At 67.3% G+C, this 18,071-nt stretch carries 24 protein-coding genes and 1 pseudogene; 10 read left to right on the top strand and 15 right to left on the bottom strand.

Annotation, left to right across the window (positions count from 1 at the left end; all coding sequences use genetic code 11):
• Window positions 1–20: 20 nt before the first annotated feature.
• Window positions 21–1,457, bottom strand: a complete 1,437-nt coding sequence (locus tag MUG95_RS09100; protein ID WP_247005852.1) for an Hvo_1808 family surface protein — start codon at window positions 1,455–1,457, stop codon at window positions 21–23.
• A 91-nt stretch (window positions 1,458–1,548) separates the two neighbouring features.
• Between MUG95_RS09100 and MUG95_RS09095 the strand changes: the two genes are divergently transcribed.
• Window positions 1,549–2,118 carry a cysteine hydrolase family protein gene (locus MUG95_RS09095; RefSeq protein ID WP_247005851.1) on the top strand — a complete coding sequence of 190 codons (570 nt, stop codon included), beginning with the start codon at window positions 1,549–1,551 and terminating at the stop codon, window positions 2,116–2,118.
• On the opposite strand, the gene MUG95_RS09090 is transcribed toward MUG95_RS09095, so the two are convergent.
• Complete coding sequence (locus MUG95_RS09090) at window positions 2,115–2,564, bottom strand: PaaI family thioesterase (RefSeq protein WP_247005849.1); 450 nt, start codon at window positions 2,562–2,564, stop codon at window positions 2,115–2,117. The genes MUG95_RS09095 and MUG95_RS09090 overlap by 4 nt on opposite strands.
• A gap of 93 nt (window positions 2,565–2,657) precedes the next feature.
• Entirely contained in the window at window positions 2,658–3,530 is an 873-nt protein-coding gene (locus MUG95_RS09085) for a DUF8155 domain-containing protein (RefSeq protein ID WP_247005847.1), read from the bottom strand.
• 87 nt (window positions 3,531–3,617) lie between these two features.
• Between MUG95_RS09085 and MUG95_RS09080 the strand changes: the two genes are divergently transcribed.
• A complete protein-coding gene (locus MUG95_RS09080; protein WP_247005845.1) occupies window positions 3,618–4,328 on the top strand; it encodes a lipoate--protein ligase family protein in 711 nt (236 codons plus the stop codon).
• A gap of 38 nt (window positions 4,329–4,366) precedes the next feature.
• Complete coding sequence (locus tag MUG95_RS09075; RefSeq protein WP_247005843.1) at window positions 4,367–5,770, top strand: dihydroorotase; 1,404 nt, start codon at window positions 4,367–4,369, stop codon at window positions 5,768–5,770.
• 17 nt (window positions 5,771–5,787) lie between these two features.
• Here the strand turns inward: MUG95_RS09075 and MUG95_RS09070 are convergent, their stop codons facing one another.
• The 4 genes from MUG95_RS09070 to MUG95_RS09055 form a co-directional block, all read right to left on the bottom strand.
• The gene (locus tag MUG95_RS09070) at window positions 5,788–6,177 is read right to left on the bottom strand and encodes a hypothetical protein (RefSeq protein ID WP_247005841.1); all 390 of its coding nucleotides are present in this window, start codon (window positions 6,175–6,177) and stop codon (window positions 5,788–5,790) included.
• 137 nt (window positions 6,178–6,314) lie between these two features.
• A complete protein-coding gene (locus tag MUG95_RS09065) occupies window positions 6,315–6,737 on the bottom strand; it encodes a universal stress protein (protein WP_247005840.1) in 423 nt (140 codons plus the stop codon).
• 55 nt (window positions 6,738–6,792) lie between these two features.
• Window positions 6,793–7,362, bottom strand: coding sequence for a hypothetical protein (locus MUG95_RS09060; RefSeq protein WP_247005838.1), 570 nt, complete (start codon window positions 7,360–7,362; stop codon window positions 6,793–6,795).
• A 323-nt stretch (window positions 7,363–7,685) separates the two neighbouring features.
• A complete protein-coding gene (locus MUG95_RS09055) occupies window positions 7,686–8,345 on the bottom strand; it encodes a DUF5806 family protein (protein WP_247005836.1) in 660 nt (219 codons plus the stop codon).
• A 124-nt stretch (window positions 8,346–8,469) separates the two neighbouring features.
• Here MUG95_RS09055 and MUG95_RS09050 point away from each other — a divergent pair, with 124 nt between their 5' ends.
• A complete protein-coding gene (locus tag MUG95_RS09050) occupies window positions 8,470–8,838 on the top strand; it encodes a universal stress protein (protein ID WP_247005834.1) in 369 nt (122 codons plus the stop codon).
• Window positions 8,835–9,359, top strand: coding sequence for a GNAT family N-acetyltransferase (locus tag MUG95_RS09045; RefSeq protein WP_247005832.1), 525 nt, complete (start codon window positions 8,835–8,837; stop codon window positions 9,357–9,359). Before MUG95_RS09050 ends, MUG95_RS09045 begins: the two co-directional genes overlap by 4 nt.
• Here the strand turns inward: MUG95_RS09045 and MUG95_RS09040 are convergent.
• Window positions 9,356–9,805, bottom strand: coding sequence for a universal stress protein (locus MUG95_RS09040; protein WP_247005830.1), 450 nt, complete (start codon window positions 9,803–9,805; stop codon window positions 9,356–9,358). The genes MUG95_RS09045 and MUG95_RS09040 overlap by 4 nt on opposite strands.
• A 101-nt stretch (window positions 9,806–9,906) precedes the next feature.
• Between MUG95_RS09040 and MUG95_RS09035 the strand changes: the two genes are divergently transcribed.
• The 3 genes from MUG95_RS09035 (at window position 9,907) to MUG95_RS16895 (ending at window position 11,826) form a co-directional block, all read left to right on the top strand.
• Window positions 9,907–10,362, top strand: coding sequence for a universal stress protein (locus tag MUG95_RS09035; RefSeq protein WP_247005828.1), 456 nt, complete (start codon window positions 9,907–9,909; stop codon window positions 10,360–10,362).
• A 37-nt stretch (window positions 10,363–10,399) separates the two neighbouring features.
• Window positions 10,400–11,485, top strand: coding sequence for a DHH family phosphoesterase (locus MUG95_RS09030; RefSeq protein WP_247005826.1), 1,086 nt, complete (start codon window positions 10,400–10,402; stop codon window positions 11,483–11,485).
• A gap of 206 nt (window positions 11,486–11,691) precedes the next feature.
• The gene (locus tag MUG95_RS16895) at window positions 11,692–11,826 is read left to right on the top strand and encodes a hypothetical protein (RefSeq protein WP_256463850.1); all 135 of its coding nucleotides are present in this window, start codon (window positions 11,692–11,694) and stop codon (window positions 11,824–11,826) included.
• A gap of 6 nt (window positions 11,827–11,832) precedes the next feature.
• Here the strand turns inward: MUG95_RS16895 and MUG95_RS09025 are convergent, their stop codons facing one another.
• The 5 genes from MUG95_RS09025 to MUG95_RS09005 all read right to left on the bottom strand — a co-directional run bounded on the left by MUG95_RS09025 (window position 11,833) and on the right by MUG95_RS09005 (window position 14,481).
• Complete coding sequence (locus MUG95_RS09025; protein WP_247005824.1) at window positions 11,833–12,276, bottom strand: DUF5807 family protein; 444 nt, start codon at window positions 12,274–12,276, stop codon at window positions 11,833–11,835.
• 57 nt (window positions 12,277–12,333) lie between these two features.
• Window positions 12,334–12,669 (bottom strand): winged helix-turn-helix domain-containing protein, encoded by a 336-nt coding sequence (locus MUG95_RS09020; protein WP_247005816.1) that lies wholly within the window; start codon window positions 12,667–12,669, stop codon window positions 12,334–12,336.
• A gap of 141 nt (window positions 12,670–12,810) precedes the next feature.
• Complete coding sequence (locus tag MUG95_RS09015) at window positions 12,811–13,536, bottom strand: RAD55 family ATPase (RefSeq protein ID WP_247005814.1); 726 nt, start codon at window positions 13,534–13,536, stop codon at window positions 12,811–12,813.
• Between the two features lie 113 nt (window positions 13,537–13,649).
• Window positions 13,650–14,087, bottom strand: coding sequence for a DUF7112 family protein (locus MUG95_RS09010; protein WP_247005812.1), 438 nt, complete (start codon window positions 14,085–14,087; stop codon window positions 13,650–13,652).
• A gap of 1 nt (window position 14,088) precedes the next feature.
• A complete protein-coding gene (locus MUG95_RS09005) occupies window positions 14,089–14,481 on the bottom strand; it encodes a 30S ribosomal protein S6e (RefSeq protein WP_247005810.1) in 393 nt (130 codons plus the stop codon).
• A 162-nt stretch (window positions 14,482–14,643) separates the two neighbouring features.
• On the opposite strand from MUG95_RS09005, the gene MUG95_RS09000 reads away from it, so the two are divergent.
• Together MUG95_RS09000 and MUG95_RS08995 are read left to right on the top strand one after the other, a co-directional pair.
• Window positions 14,644–14,925 carry a WNWW family protein gene (locus tag MUG95_RS09000; protein ID WP_247005808.1) on the top strand — a complete coding sequence of 94 codons (282 nt, stop codon included), beginning with the start codon at window positions 14,644–14,646 and terminating at the stop codon, window positions 14,923–14,925.
• Between the two features lie 45 nt (window positions 14,926–14,970).
• A complete protein-coding gene (locus tag MUG95_RS08995; RefSeq protein ID WP_247005806.1) occupies window positions 14,971–16,749 on the top strand; it encodes an ABC1 kinase family protein in 1,779 nt (592 codons plus the stop codon).
• Between the two features lies 1 nt (window position 16,750).
• On the opposite strand, the gene MUG95_RS08990 is transcribed toward MUG95_RS08995, so the two are convergent.
• Together MUG95_RS08990 and MUG95_RS17045 are read right to left on the bottom strand one after the other, a co-directional pair.
• Entirely contained in the window at window positions 16,751–17,614 is an 864-nt protein-coding gene (locus MUG95_RS08990; RefSeq protein ID WP_247005803.1) for a DUF58 domain-containing protein, read from the bottom strand.
• A pseudogene (locus MUG95_RS17045) lies at window positions 17,611–18,066 on the bottom strand (AAA family ATPase); the annotation flags it as partial. The pseudogene MUG95_RS17045 and the gene MUG95_RS08990, both read right to left, overlap by 4 nt.
• Between the last annotated feature and the right edge of the window lie 5 nt (window positions 18,067–18,071).

Genomic DNA, 18,071 nt, shown 5'->3' with positions numbered 1-18,071 from the left:
CCGGTGGCGCGCCGAAAAAACTACGCTTCGGGCCGGACGGCCGACAGGTCGCCGACTGTCGGCGCGTTCGTTATCGTCACCGTCGCACCCGACCGGTCGACCCGGAAGGCGTCCCCGAAGGCGTCCGTCTCGGGGATGCGGTACGTGTCCGCCTGCCCGCCGGCCGACTCCGCGCCCCAGTAGTTCAACAGGGCGCGGTAGCCGCGGGCGAACTCGCGGGCCTCGCCGGGCGAGTCCCACTCGAGACGCCAGACGTAGGCCGTCTCGTTGGTGTCGGCGTCGCGCTGGTAGACGTGGAGTCTGTCGCCCTCCCACCCGCTCGTCACGTCGAGCGCGTAGTCGTACGGGTCCGAGGAGTTGACGCTCCCGTCCTCGACGTTGACGAACGAGCGCGGGTCGACGACCGGCTGTCGGTCCTCGTCGTGAAGCGTGTAGGCGAACATCGACGTGAGGGCCGACTGGCCGAACACCGCGTAGTCCGGGCGGTCCCGGTCGGGTCGGACGCGCGCCCACTCGCCCGTCGCCGTGTCCGTGAGGGTCACGTTCGCTGGCGGGTCGCGGTCGGTGTATCGCGCCGGGTAGATGACCTGCCCGGCACTCTCGGGCGGGTCCTCGAAGGCCGCGTCGACGGCGTCCCATCCACCCTGCCGGACCAGATGCCTGACGAATCCGGGGCCGTCGCTGTACGGGAAGAAGTTGAGGTAGTAGACGCCCCAGTGGAAGTCCTCGCCCACGCCGGACTGGCTCTCCTCGCTGCTCTCGATACAGGTCCACGCGCCGCCACAGCGGGCGGTGTATCGGTCCTGCACTACGCTCGCCTCGCCCTCGATGAGGCCGTTCCGGCCGTTGACGCCGTCGCGGGTGTCGCCGCGGAGCGAGGAGAGGTTGTGTCGCTGGTCCTGTAAGGCGTGGACGAGTTCGTGTGCCAGCGTTCCCTCGCCGTCCAGACTCGGGCTGTCGGACTCGGCGACGATTTTGATGGAGTCGTTGCCCGGAGCGTAGAAGCCGAGGACGTTCGACCCGCTGTTGCCCTCTTGGACCGCGAGCGAGTCGGTGTCCTCGCCGATCAACATTAGTGCCTCGAACTTCGCGTTGTCGAAGGTTCGGAACGCCGCGGAGTGGTTCGAGTCGCCGCGCTCGCGGAACTCCGCGCGAGAGATGATGTCGACGGGGACCGTCTCCTCGAACTCGGCGTCCCGGACGTACTCGACGCGGGCCATCGCACGGGCAACGACTGCCTCGCGTTCGTCGGCGGCGAGGCCGTCCTCGTTGGTCACGTCGAGCGTCTCGTTGTGCCAGTAGCCGTTCTCCCAGCCAACCCGGTCGGTTTCCGGGTCCGGCAGGGTGGCACCCTCGCCCTCGTCCGCACCGGGGTCGGTACCGCCGATGCCTGCGGGGAGGTTACACCCCGCGAGGGCGACGAGGACGACGAGTGCGAGGGCCGGGACCAATCGCATACCACGAGCCACGGCCCGCGCGGCCAAAAGCCCCGCGCATGTGTCCGGCCGCCGGGAAACGGTTTTTCGAGTGCGTCGTCTACACGCAGGCATGGAGTTCGACACCGACAGCACCGCAGTCGTCGTCGTGGACATGCAGAACGGCTTCTGTCACCCCGACGGGAGCCTCTACGCACCCGAGAGCGAGGCGGCAATCGACCCGGTGGTGAGTCTCGTCGAGCGGGCACACGATGCCGGTGTGCGGGTCGTCTACACCCGCGACGTACACCCGCCCGAGCAGTTCGAGGACGCCCACTACTACGACGAGTTCGAGCGGTGGGGCGAACACGTCACGGAGGGGTCCTGGGAGGCCGAACTGGTCGCAGACCTGCCGGTCGGCGAGGACGACCACGTGGTCGAGAAACACACCTACGACGCCTTCCACGGGACGGAACTCGACGGGTGGCTGTCGGCCCGCGGTATCGACGATTTGGTCATCTGCGGGACGTTGGCGAACGTCTGTGTCCTGCACACCGCGGGCAGTGCCGGCCTCCGTGACTACCGTCCGGTGTTGGTCGAGGACGCAATCGGCTACATCGAGGAGGCCCACCGCGAGTACGCGCTGGACCACGCCGACTGGCTGTTCGGCGAGGTGACGGCTCGCGAGGCGGTGCAGTTCTAGTCCGTTTCGGCGCGGAAGACACCCTGCCCGGTGGCCATCGGTTCGACGTTGCCCTCGGGCGTCTTGCTCTCGACGGTCACCGAGGCGACGGCACTGGTATCGTGCGTGTCGACGACTTCCGCAGTCGCAGTGAGGTCGTACACCGCGTCGTAGAGGAAGTTGATGTCGAGACTCAGCGGTTCGACCGTGTCGTTGACCGGGTCCGGCATCGTCGTCCTGATGGCGAGTTCCGCGGCCTGTTCCAACAGCGTCGCCGCGATGCCGTTGTGGACGGTCGGCGGGTCGCGTTCGTCGTCGGTCAGCGACTCGTCGAACGGAATCACCAGCGTCGCGCCACCGTACTGCAGGTCCTCCATATGGACGTCCAACCGCGAGAGATAGCCCTTCTCGCGCTCGACGGACATTCGGAGCATCACCGGTGCACCCTCCGGCAAGTCCTTTGCCATGTAATAGCGTACCGTCAGCACGGTCTTTTGTTTGTTGGTTCATTCACACGAGCGTGTAAATTAGTGCGAGACTACTTGTCGCGTGTTAGCAATTCAGTGGTCGATTATTACGGTCACCCGGTCCCCGACCGCGAAACCGTGGTCCGGACAGACCAGTTTCACGCCCACTGTCTCGCGCCCACAGAACAGCGAGAGGCCGGTAATCGGGTCGCCGGCGGGTCCGTCCGAGTCCGGCGACCCCCGCCGCACCCGAACAGTCGGGTCGGTCCACGACACGGTTCGGTCCTCGGCGACGCCGACGCGGGTGTCCAAGAGGGACACCGGACCGTCCGGGCCGCCGAGCGCGCCGCCCCCGTCGTAGTGGGGGAGGCCGCCGTCGAGGACGCACCCGCCGCCGTCGAGGCCGGCGAAGCAGTCGCCGGGTGCAGGGTGGGTCGGCGCGTCGAGGACGGCGTACGTCTCGCCCGTCTCGACGACAGTCCCGGTCCCGTCCCATCCGACCGGTCGGAGGTCGAGTGCCGGGTCGAGTGTCATCCGGACGGACCCCGAGGCGCGGTACGGGTTCGCGTCGGCCGCCCGGAACCCGAGGTGAAGGTGGTCGTCGACCCACGGCGCGAAGAACCCGGAGCGTGCGAGCGACCCCAGCGAGTCCCCGATGCTCACGCTGTCGCCCGACGCGACGGCGGGGTCGACGTGGAGGATGCGCGCGACGGACTCGCCGGTGTCGAGTAGTATCAGGTGGTCGTGGTCGGCGGCGTAGGGCTTGGGCGGCGCGTCCACGGTCCGGGTGTCGAGTACCTCCCCGGCGACCGGGGACGGTGCGGGGGTGCCGACGTGGGACGCCTCGTCGTGTGGTTCCGGGTAGAGGTCGACCGCCGCCCCCGCGTCGTGGGCCGTGTACGGCGAGTTGTAGAGGGAAAAGCGCGGATACCGACGGAGTACGTCGGCCGAGAGGCGAACTGCCATCGTCCGACGTTGGGCGAGTGCAGGCTTGAACCTCACGACCCGGTGTGAGCCGTCAAGCCCTTATCCGGTGACATCCCTCTCCCGAGTATGCGCGTGGTCCGTGGCCGCGGCGAGGACGCCGACACCGACCGAGCGGTCACCCAGCGACTGCTGGAGTGGGTGGGAACGACGGGCGAGTCGGCGGTGCGCGTCTGGCGACCCCACCGACAGGTCGCGTTCGGCCCGCAGGACCGGACCGCAGCCGGGTACGAGGCCGCCGTTGCGGCGGCCAAAGAGCGCGGGTACGCCGTCCACGACCGACAGGTCGGCGGCCGACCCGTCGCCTACACCGGCGACACCATCGCGTTCGCCCGCATCGAACCTGTCGCCGACGAGCGGACTGGCCTCGACGAACGCTACGCGGGCGTCCGGGTCGACGTGCGGGACGCCCTGCGGGAACTCGGCGTCGACGCCGAGCGCGGGGAACCCGAGGACGCATTCTGCCCCGGCGGCTACTCGCTACAGGCGACGGGCGGGAAACTCGTCGGCGTCGCCCAGCGGGTCACCGGGGACGCCGCACTGGTCGCCGGCATCCTCGTCGTGGACGGCCACGAGGCAATCGCCGCGGTCCTCGAACCGGTGTACGAGGCGTTGGGCGTGGCCTTCGACCCCGAGTCGGTCGGGAGTATCGACCGCGCCGGTGGGGAGGTCGACCCGGTCGCCATCATCCTCCGGGTCGAGGACGCCCTCGTCGGGGACACGCTGGGGAGCGTCGAGTGGGTCGACGACCTCGCCGCCGTCGAGTGGGCGGGCGAGTAGTCCCCGAGATTTAGAACCCCACGGGACGGAGAGGGTGTATGCTCATTCGGAACGCGACCCTCCCGGACGGCCGCGTCCGCGACGTGCGCGTCGTGGACGAGGAGATAGCGGCCGTCGGCGAGGACCTGCCGATGCCCGACCGGGCCGACGCCCGCTTCATCGACGCCACGGGACTGCGGCTCATGCCGGGGATGATAGACACCCACGTCCACTTCCGCGAACCGGGCTTTGCCCACAAGGAGACGTGGGAGACGGGGAGCGCGTCGGCCGCGGCGGGCGGCGTTACCACCGTCGTCGACCAGCCGAACACCGACCCGCCGACGGTCGACGGCCCGGCCTTCGACGAGAAGGCAGACCTCGCCGGGGCATCGCTGGTCGACTACGGTATCAACGGCGGCGTCACCGCGGAGTGGGTTCCCAGCGCGCTCTTCCAGCGGCCGATGTTCGCGCTCGGCGAGGTGTTCCTCGCGGACTCGACCGGCGAGATGGGCATCGACGTGGACCTGTTCGCCAGCGCGGTCAAGACCGCCGCTCGGCAGAACACCGTCGTCACGGTCCACGCCGAGGACGCCACGGAGTTCGAACCCGGCGCGAAAGAGCGGGACGACGCCGACGCGTGGAGTGCCTACCGCACCGCCCGCGCCGAGGCCGCCGCCGTCCGGGCCGCCGGGGCTGTCGCCGACCGCTTCGAGGCCCACCTCCACGTCGCCCACACCTCCACCCCCGAGGGCATCGACGCCGCCACGGAACACGGCATGACCTGTGAAGTGGCACCACACCACATGTTCCTCTCGCGGCGTGACTTGGACGAGTTGGGGACGTTCGGCCGCATGAACCCGCCGCTCCGGCGCGAGCGGTTGCGGAGCAAGGTGTGGGAGCGCGTCGTGGACGGGACAGTCGACATCGTCGCCACGGACCACGCTCCCCACACCCGCGAGGAGAAAGACGCGGGCATCTGGGACGCGCCCTCGGGTGTCCCCGGCGTCGAGACGGCCCTCCCGCTGTTGCTGGCACGGGCCGCGGCGGGGGAACTCTCCTACGAGCGCGTCCGCGACCTGACGGCCAAGAATCCTGCCGAGATATTCGACGTGCCCAACAAGGGGACCATCGCTGAGGGCATGGACGCCGACCTCGTGCTGGTCGACCCAGACCGGCCCCGCGAGATTCGCGGCGACGCCCTCCACTCGAAGTGCGGGTGGACGCCCTTCGAGGGGATGGAGGGCGTGTTCCCCGAGTTGACGGTCGTCCGCGGCGAAGTCGTCTACGAGCGGGTCGGCCCGGACTCGGCACTAGAGAAGGCGGCGGCCGGCGAGCAAGAGGGCGAGCGGTTCGGGACCGCAGTCGGCGAGAACGTTCGCACACTCGCGCGTGACCCCGACACGGCGGGGGCGGCGAACACACCGACCGAGACGGCCGACGGCGAGCGTCGCGACGAGCACTGAGCCGCCGGGTCACATCGTCACACGGCTCGGTCGCGGGCACGCGCGAGTCGCTTCTCCGGGACGGGTCTGAGGACGCCGAAGACGAAGCGGTACCCGACGACGGCACCGCCGAGGCCGAGACAGACCGCGAACGCCAGTGCCGACCCGAGTGGCGGCCGGACCCACAACAGGCCCAACGCCAGCAAGCCCGGGAGGCCGACGAACAGTGCCATGAGGACGACAGCGTAGCCCCTGCTCGCGAGCGCGTCTCGCTCCTCGGAGAACAGCACCGCGGCGGTCCCGAGCGTGGTCACGCCTGCGAGCGGGACTAACCACCACCGGAAGGGGACTGCGAAGGCCATCCCCGTGGCGAGCGCGAGGACGCCGACGAGTCCGTCGGTGAGAAGTACCCTCCGTGTCGGGTCCATATCTGCGGTTCAGGCCGTGGCTACTTCAGCGCGCCGTCGGGCGACCCCTCGAACGGCGGAGATGGTCGCGGTAGTGGGTCGGCTCCCGTGCGTGGACGCAGTCGTAGTTCACCGGAGTGACGAGGCGTCGACTGGTATCACCGTTGGACCGCCAAGACGGGTGTGTCGCTGGCTTGGATGACCTGCTCGGTGACGCTGCCGAAGATGAACCGCTTGGCACCGGACCGAGCACGGGTGCTCATAACTGCGAGGTCGACCCCAGCCTCCGTCATGTACTCCGCGATGACCCGAGCGGGGCTGCCGACCCTGACAGCGGTGGTCGAGTCGACACCCTCGGCGGCGTGTGCCTCGACGAGTCGTTCGGCTGCTGCCATCCGTTCACGCCGTCGCCGGTCGAGTTCTTCGTCGTCTCGCCCGGCGGTCCCGGGGCCACTGGAGAGTTCGACGATCGACAGCACGTGTATCGTGGCGTCGTACTGCTCGGCGTGGCTGAACGCGTGGATGGCGGCGTCGGTCGTTGCCTCGCTACCGTCTGTCGGGAGAAGGATGGTGTCGTACATGAGTTGGCTCGTCGGTCGGTTGCGCTTCTGTCATTCTGTTACTCCGGTGAGGGACCTACTGTGCGCGAGCGATGAGCACTGCGTCGGCGAGCACGTCGTGGCCGATCGGGGCGAGTTGTAGCACTCCACCGAGTACGAACACGTTGGCGGTCACGAACCCGAGCAGCGGTCCCGTACTCGCGGCCAGCAGTCCGAGCGTAACCAGTCCGGTGGCGATGTAGACGTATCGCTCTTGGGGCCGAATCTGTGGACTCTGCCAATTGTACAGCCCCGTTACGAGATAGCCCGTCCCCATCACTGCAAACCACGGGTGCCAGTACGCGTAGGTGAGCAGTTGCGGCGGGAGCGTTCCAGCAATGGCGGCGACGTTGACCACGGTCGCGGCCACGTTGAGCCCGCCCCACACCAACCAGACCCGGTTTCGTCTGACGGTCGGTGCGGTGTAGGTCACGCCGACGAAGATAATCCCGCCGGTCAGGCCGATCCACGTGAGGACGATAGACGGAATCAGTCCGACCGGAGCGAGGCTCGGGTTCTGGCTGAACAGCCAGGACAGTCCCCAGCCGAGCACTCCCTCGAGGAAGCCAAACAGCAGCAGTCCATCGCCCGGAAGCGGGGGGGTCAACAGCCGCCGGAAGTACTGCGACAGTACGACGCTCGAGCGGTGAACACGACCGACAGCCCCGGCAGGTTCACTGGGCACTGGTGGCCAACCCCGGAGACTGTCTGTCTCCAACGAACTCCGCCGTGTAGCGAAGACTGGAACGGTCCATCGTCTACGGTAGGGGCTATAATGTAAAGTCACCTGTGGTTGATATTCGTACTATACTATCGGCGTCTCGATGTGTTACACCGAGTCAGGAGCCGGTTCGACCACGAATGCACGCGCGCTACTCAGCACGATTGCTCGAACGTAGCATCGATAGAAGAGTTCAGACGTGGGACGTTCTAATCGTCCGCTTCGGCGGTCGTCCCGCCGTCGGCGTCCTCGCCGTCGAGGTCGCCCCCGCAGTGTGGACACTCGTCGTGGCGGAGTTGCGTGCTGTGTTCGCGGACTTCCCGCATCACCTCGGAGATGCGGTCCTCGGCCTCCAGTTCCTCCTCGACGGAGAGTTCGACGCCCTCGACTTCCAGCAGGAACTTGGCGACTTCGGTGGCCTCGTACATCACGTCGTCCAGTTCCTCGGCGGTGAAGAAGTCACACATCGCGCCGTAGAGGAAGGTAGCTCCGGCCTTTCGGACCTTCTCCTCGAAGGACGCCCGGGCCTGATTGACCGCTTGGGGCGTGTACGTGTCCGTCATGAAGGGAACGAGGTCGGGTAGGTTCTCGCCGATTTTCGTCATCTCGACGCCCGTCTCGGTGCGGAAGTCCGCACACAGGCGGGCGATGGCCCACTCGCGGGCGGTCACGTATGTCCGCTCCCGGAGGAACTCGTTGGCCCGGTCGTAGGTCCCGCCCTCTATCTTCTTGAACCGGTCGTACTTCTGTACGTCCGCGGGCGGGGCCGCCGTCTCCGGGTCGTCGTCCCCGCCGCCGACCGTCTCCGGGTCGGCGTCGTCCTCGTCGGCGGGCGTCTCCTGACCGTCCGGCAGGGAAGAGTCGGGCATAGCGGCTATCGTCACCGGACGCGAAAAAGCGTATCGGCGGTGTCTGACGCGCGAACGACGGTGTTTCGGGCACCGCCGGTCCCCGAGCGAGCGTTTTTTGACCGCCGGCCGAGAGAGATGACGTATGAAGGTCCTGCTTGCCGTCGGCGGCACCGAGGGGTCCTACGCCGCACTCGACGAGGCGATCGCGCGGGCGGCGGAGGCGGGTGACGACCTCACCGTCGCCGTCGTCGAACGCGACGACGTGGGCGCGACTGCCGAGGACATCGAGGCGGCAGTCCGGGACCGGGTAGCCGAGAGCGACGTGGACGCGGCGGTCCGTCGGGTCGATGGACACGCCGGCGCGCAATTAGTGGAACTCGCGGACGACGGCGGGTTCGACCGACTGGTGTTGACCGGCGGAGAGCGCAGTTCACTCGGGAAGATACAGCTCGACGAGATGATAGAGTTCGTCCTCCTCAACTCCGAAACGACGGTGACTCTCGTCAGATGAGAGCGGAGATATTCCCCGACGAGTCGGCAGGTGAGTTCCCGGAACCGCCGACGACGTTCACCGACGGCGAGGACCGGGACATCAGCGTCCAAGTCGCCGACGCGGACATCCTCGAAGAACTGGTCGAGATGTACGTGGAGTTCGACCCGGAGGACCGCGCACAGGGGATTCCGCCGGTCCGCGAGGACAGCATCCGCGAGTGGCTGGACACACTACTCGACTCCGACTGTCTGAACGTCGTCGCCCGCCACGGCGACAGTGCCATCGGCCACGCGACGCTGGTCCCGGACCGCGGCGAGGCGTACGAACTCGCTATCTTCGTCCTCCACACCCACCAAGGGGCAGGCATCGGGACGGTGTTGCTGAAGCGGTTGCTCGGGCACGCACAAGCCTCGGGCATCGAACTGGTCTGGCTGACCGTCGAACGGTGGAACAAGCCGGCCATCACCCTCTACGAGAAGGTGGGGTTCGAGACGGCCAGCACCGAGGGCTTCGAGTTGGAGATGGGAATCCGGCTCTAGACCGAGAGCACGGGCTGGCTGGCGTACATCAGGACGTACTCGGCGGCTTTCCCCAGCACCGCCTCGGGGGCACCGGTGACGGGTTCGCGCGGGACGACGAGGAAGTCCGCGCCCACGGCGTCGGCGGTGTCGAGGACGACGTTCCCGGGGTGGTGGCTCAGTCGTGACTCGGAGAAGCCGAGTGCCGTCGAGTGGTTCAGCGGCACGTCGTGGTCGCTGGCGAGTCGGTCCACGTCGTCCATAAACTCCTGTGTCCGGGCGGCGACGGCGTCGTCGTCGAGTTCGCCCGCCTCCAGACTGCGGGCGACGGACTCTTCGAGGACGTACAGCGCGTGGACGGCCGCGTCGTAGCGGGCGGCGATTGCGACGGCGAACTCGGCGGCGTCGAGTGCCGCCTCGCCCCCGTCGAGAGATACGAGGACACGGTCGATAGCCACGCCGGTCATATCCTGCTGTCCGTCGGGGAAGGGCAAAAAGCCACCGAGCGACCAGCGCGCGCTACGGGGACGCGTGGAATTTAAGCCGAGAGGGGCGATAGACACGCCCAATGTTCGACACCGTGGTCATCGCGACGGACGGGTCCGAGAGTGCCGCGCGGGCCGTCGCCGTCGCGCTCGACCTCGCGAAGCGGTTCGACGCGACTGTACACGCGCTGTACGTCCTCGACGAGGGCGACATCGAGGGGTCACCCGAAGAAGTGAGCGACGACCTCCGGAACGCATTGACCCAGACGGGCGAAGAGGCTCTGGACGCCATCACCGGGCGGGCCGACCGGGACGTCGTCACGGCCGTCCGGGAGGGCGACCCGGCCACGGAGATAATCGATTACGTCACGGAGGTCGACGCGGACGTCATCGCCACCGGGACGCGGGGCCGGCACGGCGAACACTCGTTCCTGCTCGGGAGCGTGGCCGAGGCCATCGTTCGACGCTGCCCCGTGCCGGTGCTGACCGTCAGGCAACTCGACGGCGACGAGGAACCGCCGCCGGGCGTCCGGCCGTAGCCGACGGCTTCATTGGCCGGGGACCACTCCGAGGAGTATGGACGACTGGCTCATCGACGACGACAGACTCTCTCTCTCGCGGAAATCCCGCCTCCCCGGAGAAGGCTTCTTCCACCCCGATTCGGTCGAGGAGGTCGAACGGGAGCGCGAAGCCGAGGCGACGCTCACCGACGCACCCGCCGTCGTCGTCGCCGACCCCGACGCCGACGGCCTCGCCTGTACCGCGCTGGTCCGGGAAGCCGTCGCCGACGCCGCACTGCTCCCCGCTGGACCGCGGGACATCAAGCAAGCACTCACCTTCGTCACCGAGTACGCCGACGCCGGCGTTCCCGTGTTCGTCTGTGACCTCTGCCCGGACTCGCCCGAGGACGTTGACCCGCTCGGTGCCGTCGCAGAACTGGCGAGCGAGGTCCACTGGTTCGACCACCACCAGTGGGACGAGGCCCTCGGCGAACTCGTGGACGACCACGTCACGCGGCGGGTCGTCGGCGAGTCCGAGGAGGAGTGTACCGCCGACGTGGCGGTGCGGTCGCTGGACTACGACTTCCCCGACCACCTCGAAGCACTGGCGGTCGTGACCCGCGACCACGACCTCTGGCTCCGGGAGGACCCCCGGAGCGACGACCTCGCGGACTACGCCTACTGGGCCGACCCCGAGGAGTACGTCGACGTGGTGCGCGAACACGGCCCTGACCTCCCGGCGGCGGTCGAGGAGTTCCTCGCCGAACAGCGCGTCGAGAAGGAAGCACTCATCGAGTTCGCCGTCGACCGCGCCGAGATTCGGGACATCGGTCCGTGGACCGTCGGCATCACCTACGGCCGCTGTTCCCAGAACGAAGTCGCCGAAGCACTGCGCGAGCAGGGGACCGACGCCGCCGTCATCGTCAAGCCCGCCGGGTCGGCCTCGATTCGCGGGACGGACTCCTTCGAGCACGCACACGAAGTCGCCGGCAAGGTCAACGGCGGCGGCCACCCCAAGGCCGCGGGCTGTAAGCCCGACATCTACGACGACATGCTCGACTACGCCCACCACTGGACGACGGAGGGTGCGGTGGCCAAGCAAGTAATCATCGAGGCGTTCCACGACGTGAAGCGCGAAGTCGAAGCGGCGGACGAGGAGTAGGACAGCCACGAGCGGAGCGAGTGGCTGCTTTTTCGCCCACGTTTTTCGCCGAGCGGTGCGCGGAGCGCGCCCGAGGCGAAAAAGGTGGCAGGTCATCATCGAGGCGTTCCACGACGTGAAGCGCGAAGTCGAAGCGGCGGACGAGGAGTAGGACAGCCACGAGCGGAGCGAGTGGCTGCTTTTTCGCCCACGTTTTTCGCCGAGCGGTGCGCGGAGCGCGCCCGAGGCGAAAAAGGTGGCAGGTCATCATCGAGGCGTTCCACGACGTGAAGCGCGAAGTCGAAGCGGCGGACGAGGAGCGCGGAGCGGAGAGCGGCGAGGAAGTAGACGCCAGCGAGTAGCGATCCCTACCGCTCGCCGGCGACCCACTTCTGGGAGTAGGCGGTGCCACACTCACAGAGCGCGTAGGCGTGAATCACGTCGCCCTCGGCGTAGAGGTCCCCGACCTCCTCGTTCTGGGCCTCGGCGAACGCGAAGATGAAGCGGGGGTCGTGGACGGCACTCTGTTCACCCTCGTCCACGACGGCCGGGCAGTCGCCGCCGGTGCAGTCCGGGGCGATTTCACCCTCGACGCCCATCGCGGAGCCGGCGAGCGACATCGGGTCCACGTCGGTCGCCTGCTGGAAGGCCGTCCGGCCCTTCTCGGCCGCGAGAACGAGGACGACGCCGCCGGAGACGGACTCGCCGACCTCCGCGAGGCGGTCGAGTCGCTCGACGGCAGTCTCGCTGAAGAAGATGAGCACGTCGTCGGGGCGGTCGCCTGCGAGGAACTGCTCGCGTGTCTCGTGCATACTCCGGGTCGCCGACGCGGATACAAAAGCGACGCGACACGCGGAGGCGTGGAACCGCTAGCTCTGTGAGACGCTCCGCCACGCCTCGTCGAGCCGGTTCGTCACGTCGGCGCGTTCCTCGACGGCCACCGAGAGCGACTCCGAGAAGTCGATGGTCACCTCGTCGACGTTGCGCCGGTAGACCTTGATGCGCCGCCTGTCGTCCGAGAGGACGCTGTCGTGGAGTTCCAACAGGTCGTGGTCGGTGAGTTCGTCGATGCGGCGGTAACACGTCGCTATCGGGATGTCCAACTCCTCGCTGAGTGTCTGTGCCGACAGCGGTTCGTCTGTCGCATCGAGGATTTCCGCGCTGTACTTGTTCCCCAGTGCCCGAAGTAGCTCTGCAGGCGGCATCTAATATCAGCATTTATACTCTCCGTATTATAAAATTGACGGGACGGTGCAAATATCCGAAAGCACTGGCGGAAAATGCGCAAAAAAGACGGTGTCTCCGCCAGTTCAAACCGGGCAGAAGTTCGTTATCAGCAGTGATATTCAGATAGGAGAGTCGTCGCCACTCATCATCGAGAAGGCACTCGCGTTCTGGTGGACTTTGATACCGCCCTCCTGAATCTCCAGCGGGAAGATGTCGGTTTCGATGTTCTGCTTTCGCATCTTGGCGACCCAGATGTAGCGGTTGACGCCCGACTCGGTGGGCGTCTGGATGAGGTAGATGTTCCCGTCGGTGAGGTAGTTCTCCAGTCCGATGTCCGTCTCCGGGAAGACGGCGGCCTGTTCGTTGGTCATCAGGGTCGTCAGTTCGTTCTGCCGGAGGATGTCGGTGAACTTCAGGAGGTACGTCCGCTTTTCCGTCTCGTCCTCGAAGAACAACTGGAACATCGTCAGCGAGTCGATGACGATGCGGTCGTAGTCGTCGTCCTGAATGTCGTCGAGCAAGAGGTCGAGCGACGCGCTGAAGTCGTTCTCCCGGAGCAGCACCTGCTTGTCGAAGATCTTTATTTTGCCGTCCTCGACGTACTCTCCCCAGTTCTCGAAGCCGACCGATTCGGCGGCCTCACGGACGTCCTGTTCGTTCTCCTCGAACGAGAGGTAGATGCCACGTTCGTCGAACATCTCGACGCCGTTGTAGATGAACTGGAGTGCGAGAATGCTCTTCCCCGCCCCCGGATTCCCACTTATCAGTGTCGTAGAGTTCTTGACGATACCCCCGTTGAGAATCTCGTCGAGTCCGTCGATCCCCGTTTTTGTGAGTTCAATCATCGTTGCAGTGTCGTAGACGCGTACAGCGGACTATTCGACACTCTGAGTGGCGAATAAAAAAGTCTTGTTCCCGCGTTGATGGTCGCTGCATCGGCAGAGCGTCGCTCGGACGGTCACTCCTCGACATCGCTGGCGATGGACGCGAGGGAGTCACTCGGGGCGTCGGTGGCGTCGTACACCGCCCGGTCACCGGGCGCGCGCAGGCCATACTTGTACTCCGGTGTCACGACGTCGAGGAGGACCGACCCCTCGAGCGACACGTCCGCGTCCGCGACCCACTCGGCGAGGCGGTCGGTTCCGGCCCCGGGGTCGCGAGCGAGCGTCGGCGAGTCGTAGGCTCCCCGGAGTTCCGGCCGCCCGTCGAAGTCCGTCTCGACGCGACTGTGGTAGGTGTCCCCGTCGAGCACGAGGCGAACCACCTCGTCGGTCGGCAGCGTCACGGCCGAGTCGGCGGGCACTGCCACTTTCCGGCGGTCGGTGCGGCCGACCCGTTCGAGGGTGGCACGGACCGTCTCGACGCTGTCGTGGTCACTCGGGACGCGGTCGGCCACGCTACTCGTCGTCGCTCTCGTCGAGCAGGTCGGCGACGGACTCGTCGCCGCGCTCGACTATCTTCGCGTTTATCTGGCGGGTGTCCTCGCTGACCTCGCGGCCGCGGACGGTCACGCGTCGTCGCTCGCCGGGACGGGACGGCTCGTAGCCGGTGCCGCCGTCCGAGAGGAGCGTCGTCAGGTTCGGCCCGCGAACGTCGGCGCGCATCGGCCGACCGGCGGTGTCGGACCCGCCAGTGAGTTCGAGCGTGTACCCGTCGAGGCCGACGGCACTCCCCTCGACCTCGTCACCGATGTCACGACCGATGAATCGGTTGGCGTCCTGTCCCTCCGCATCGAGTTGGCGCGTCTCCCCGTTCTCGGGGTCCGCGACCACGACGGTGAAATCTGCCATTGGTGGCAGAACCCAGTCGGTCCCGCATAAAAACCCTGTCGAACTACCGGCGCGCCCACCGGCCGAGCGGCGGGACGCCGCCGCCCTCCGGGTGTCCGACCCGCGGGAGTGCCAGTGTCTCGGCTTCGAGAGGGTCAAGTACCGTCGTTTCCCAGTGCCGGTGTGGACAGAGCAGTGTTGGAACGCGAACTGGCCGAATCGTTCGGGGGGAGCGAACGGGCCTGTCGGACCATCGCTCGGCAAGCCCGCGACCTCGTCGACGCCGGAACCGCCGAGGAGTTGCTGGGCGGCGAACTGACAGCCAAAGACATCGTCGGCCACCTCGACGACGCGCCCGACGACTACTCGCTGGTCGAGCGGTGGAACTGGTGGCTCGGGTCCCTCGAACTCGCCGAGGGCGGCTACAACCGGTTCCGCGTACGGCCCGACGTTGTACAGGACTGACCCGGACCGCCACCGCCTTGACGCTCGGGGCCGTACGACGGGTCGATGGCGAGCGCGCCCGCGACGACCGAGTCCGATGCCCACACCCGCCCCGAGGACGTGACGTGGTTCCGAACGCGCGTCCTCTGGCGACTGCTGGTCGTCTCCTACCGGTTCCTGCCGCTCGCGCTCACGTACGCCCGTGACCGCCGCCGCTTCCTCCTGTTCGGCAGTGGCCGACAGGTGACCGGCGAGCAACAGGTCGAGCGGGCGCGACGACTGCTGAACGTCTTGGTCGCGCTGGGACCGACGTTCATCAAGGTGGGCCAGATTCTCTCGACCCGCCCGGACGTTCTCCCCGGCCCGTACATCGCCGTCTTACAGGAGTTACAGGACCGTGTGCCGCCGGCCGACTGGGCAGAGGTGAAACCGGTTATCGAGACAGAACTCGGCCCCATTGAGGAGACGTTCGAGGAGTTCGACACGGAGCCGATAAGCGGCGCGAGTCTCGGACAGGTCTACACCGCCACGCTCGACGGCGAACGCGTCGCGGTGAAGGTGCTCCGCCCGAACATCCGCGCCCGCGTCGCCGCCGACCTGCGCGTCATCGAGGCGGTGGTCCCCCTGTTGATTCGCGGGGCCGAACCCGGGCAGGCGTTCACCCTGGAGAACGTCGCCGACGAGTTCGCCGCGACCATCCGCGAGGAGATGGACTACCGCCACGAGGCGCGGATGCTCGAAACGATACGCGCCAACTTCGCCGACGACGACTGGATTCGGATTCCCCGCGCCATCGAGAAAGCCTGCGGGGACCGTGTGCTCACGATGGAGTACGTCGAGGGGACGAAGATAACCGATATCCACACCCTCAACGCGAAGGGCATCGACCGCGAGGAACTCGTCGTCCGTCTGGAAGAGGCCTACGTCCAGATGATACTGGAGGACGGCCGCTTCCACGCCGACCCCCACCCCGGCAACCTCGCGGTGCAGGACGACGGGACCATCGTGTTCTACGACTTCGGCATCACCGGCCGAATCGGTCCCCGACTGCAGGAGCAGATTTTCGACTTCTACGTCGCCATCGCTCGCGACGACATCGACGGCGTCATCGACTCGTTCGTGGCGATGGGGGCGTTAGACCCCACCGCCGACCGACGGCTCCTGCGCGAGATGTTCGAAATCGTGTTGGAGAGTTTCCGCGGACAGGACGTCGACCAGTACCGCGTCCAGCAACTCGTCGCCGACTTCCAGGCGGAACTGTACGAGTTCCCGCTCCGACTGCCACAGGAACTCGCGCTTATCGTCCGCGTCACGACGGTCTTGGAGGGAGTCTCGCGGACGCTCGACCCAGATTTCGACCTCATCGCCCTCGTCACGGACTACGTGCGCGAGGAGGGGTACGCCGAGCAGGGCGTCCGAGAACTGCTCGACAGGGCGGGCGACGAACTCGAAGCACTCGCCCGTGGACTGGTCACCAGCGGCCCGACACTGGAGCGCGTCCTCGACCGGACGAACCGCGGCGACCTCACAGTCCGAGCCGACCTGACCGACGACGGCGGCCTGTTCGACGACGTGGCCGGCCTCGTCGTCTGTGGCTTGGGCTTCGTCGGCTTCGTGTTCGCCGCGCTGGTTCTCGCGCTCGCGGGCGAGTCGACGGCGGCCCTCCTCGCGGGCGGCGGCGCGGGCCTGTCCGTCCTCGGCGTCGTCTGGCTCGGACGAACGCGGTCGGGTGTCAGCGCGACCCCACAGTTCACCCGGCAGAACCTCCGGGCGCGCGAGGACGGCCGGGCCGACGAGGTGGACGGCGGCTACGCCCAAGCCTACGGGGACGTTGGCGAGGAGTGAGTCATTCGACCCACGCCGCGGCGAAAGCATCGAAGAAGTCGGTCCCGGTGTCGACACCGACGTAGCGCGTCCCGGTCCGGTCGGCGGCGGCCTCCACCGCGTCGCGGTGGCCGGTGAGGCGGTCACGGTACTGCCGACGGACGCGGTTCCCGAAGTACGTGCGGCGCTCTCGCTCGCGTTCGGGGTCGCTAAAAATCGTGTCGCCCTGCACCGGCGGGTCCCGTTCCGCGGGCGAGAGAACCTGTGCGAGCGTCACGTCGTTTTTCGAGAGCGCGCGGATACCGGCCTCTATCGCGCCGGGGTCGTCGAGACAGTCGCTGGCCACGAAGACGAGCGATTTCGAGTCGATAGTCGAGGCGTAGTCCTCACAGGCGCGAGCGAGGTCGGCCTCGCCCGAGGGCGTCGTCTCGTTGAACGTGTCCAGCAGGCGGCGGACCTCCCCGAACGTCGAGCGGTCACGGTCGATTCGCTCGAAGGTATCGCCGACCAGCGACACCCGGAAGTCGTTGTGGTCGGCGGCGGCCAGCACCGCGAACCCCAACCCGAGTTTGGCGGCGTACTCGAACTTGTGTGCCGGGTCGTCACGGTCCGGATAGTCCATCGACGCGCTGGCGTCCACGAGGACGTGGACCGTCAGGTTCCGCTCTGCCTCGTACTGTTTGACGTACAGTTCCTCGGTGCGGGCGTACACCCGCCAGTCGATGCGGCGCGTGTCGTCCCCCGGCGAGTACCGGCGGTGGTCGCTGAACGTCAGCCCCTCCCCGACAGCGGTCGACTGTTGTTGGCCCTGCAGGCGTGACTCGACGCGCCGCTGGAGCGAGGCGTCGAACCGCGCCAACTCGTCGAGGAAGGCCGGGTCTATCATAGCAAGTCGCGGATAATCTCGTCCGGCGTGACGCCGTCGCGTTCGGCCTGAAAGTCGACGACGACGCGGTGACGAAGCACCGGCGGTGCCATCGCCTCGATGTCCTCGCTCTCGACGTGGTTGCGCCCGTGCATGAACGCGCGTGCCTTCGCGAGGACGACCAGCCCCATACTCGCCCGCGGACTGGCACCGTATTCGAGGCGGTCGGCCTCACGTGTCGCCCGCACGAGGTCGACGGCGCGGTCGGTCAGGTCGTCGGCGATGGGGACCTGCCTGACGTACTCCTGTGCGGCTACGAGGTCCGTCCGCGAGAGCGTCTGCTCGACGGGGATGTCGGCGTCGAGTCGCCCGGTGTATCGGTCCACGATTTCCCGCTCTGCGTCCCGGCCGGGGTAGTCCACGAGGATTTTGGTCAGGAAGCGGTCGGTCTGAGCTTCCGGCAGCGGGTAGGTGTTGT

Origin of the sequence: Halorientalis litorea (genome assembly GCF_023028225.1) — an archaeon.
GTDB classification, from domain to species: domain Archaea; phylum Halobacteriota; class Halobacteria; order Halobacteriales; family Haloarculaceae; genus Halorientalis; species Halorientalis litorea.
Note: the sequence above shows the minus strand (reverse complement) of the source record. Positions and strands in the feature narration are given on the sequence as shown.

Excerpts from the sequence above, each read along its gene's own strand:
- MUG95_RS09100 (WP_247005852.1), bottom strand. The coding sequence starts at position 1,457 with ATGCGATTGGTCCCGGCCCTCGCACTCGTCGTCCTCGTCGCCCTCGCG.
- MUG95_RS09095 (WP_247005851.1), top strand. The coding sequence starts at position 1,549 with ATGGAGTTCGACACCGACAGCACCGCAGTCGTCGTCGTGGACATGCAG.
- MUG95_RS09090 (WP_247005849.1), bottom strand. The coding sequence starts at position 2,564 with ATGGCAAAGGACTTGCCGGAGGGTGCACCGGTGATGCTCCGAATGTCC.
- MUG95_RS09085 (WP_247005847.1), bottom strand. The coding sequence starts at position 3,530 with ATGGCAGTTCGCCTCTCGGCCGACGTACTCCGTCGGTATCCGCGCTTT.
- MUG95_RS09080 (WP_247005845.1), top strand. The coding sequence starts at position 3,618 with ATGCGCGTGGTCCGTGGCCGCGGCGAGGACGCCGACACCGACCGAGCG.
- MUG95_RS09075 (WP_247005843.1), top strand. The coding sequence starts at position 4,367 with ATGCTCATTCGGAACGCGACCCTCCCGGACGGCCGCGTCCGCGACGTG.
- MUG95_RS09070 (WP_247005841.1), bottom strand. The coding sequence starts at position 6,177 with ATGGACCCGACACGGAGGGTACTTCTCACCGACGGACTCGTCGGCGTC.
- MUG95_RS09065 (WP_247005840.1), bottom strand. The coding sequence starts at position 6,737 with ATGTACGACACCATCCTTCTCCCGACAGACGGTAGCGAGGCAACGACC.
- MUG95_RS09055 (WP_247005836.1), bottom strand. The coding sequence starts at position 8,345 with ATGCCCGACTCTTCCCTGCCGGACGGTCAGGAGACGCCCGCCGACGAG.
- MUG95_RS09050 (WP_247005834.1), top strand. The coding sequence starts at position 8,470 with ATGAAGGTCCTGCTTGCCGTCGGCGGCACCGAGGGGTCCTACGCCGCA.
- MUG95_RS09045 (WP_247005832.1), top strand. The coding sequence starts at position 8,835 with ATGAGAGCGGAGATATTCCCCGACGAGTCGGCAGGTGAGTTCCCGGAA.
- MUG95_RS09040 (WP_247005830.1), bottom strand. The coding sequence starts at position 9,805 with ATGACCGGCGTGGCTATCGACCGTGTCCTCGTATCTCTCGACGGGGGC.
- MUG95_RS09035 (WP_247005828.1), top strand. The coding sequence starts at position 9,907 with ATGTTCGACACCGTGGTCATCGCGACGGACGGGTCCGAGAGTGCCGCG.
- MUG95_RS09030 (WP_247005826.1), top strand. The coding sequence starts at position 10,400 with ATGGACGACTGGCTCATCGACGACGACAGACTCTCTCTCTCGCGGAAA.
- MUG95_RS09025 (WP_247005824.1), bottom strand. The coding sequence starts at position 12,276 with ATGCACGAGACACGCGAGCAGTTCCTCGCAGGCGACCGCCCCGACGAC.
- MUG95_RS09020 (WP_247005816.1), bottom strand. The coding sequence starts at position 12,669 with ATGCCGCCTGCAGAGCTACTTCGGGCACTGGGGAACAAGTACAGCGCG.
- MUG95_RS09015 (WP_247005814.1), bottom strand. The coding sequence starts at position 13,536 with ATGATTGAACTCACAAAAACGGGGATCGACGGACTCGACGAGATTCTC.
- MUG95_RS09005 (WP_247005810.1), bottom strand. The coding sequence starts at position 14,481 with ATGGCAGATTTCACCGTCGTGGTCGCGGACCCCGAGAACGGGGAGACG.
- MUG95_RS08995 (WP_247005806.1), top strand. The coding sequence starts at position 14,971 with ATGGCGAGCGCGCCCGCGACGACCGAGTCCGATGCCCACACCCGCCCC.
- MUG95_RS08990 (WP_247005803.1), bottom strand. The coding sequence starts at position 17,614 with ATGATAGACCCGGCCTTCCTCGACGAGTTGGCGCGGTTCGACGCCTCG.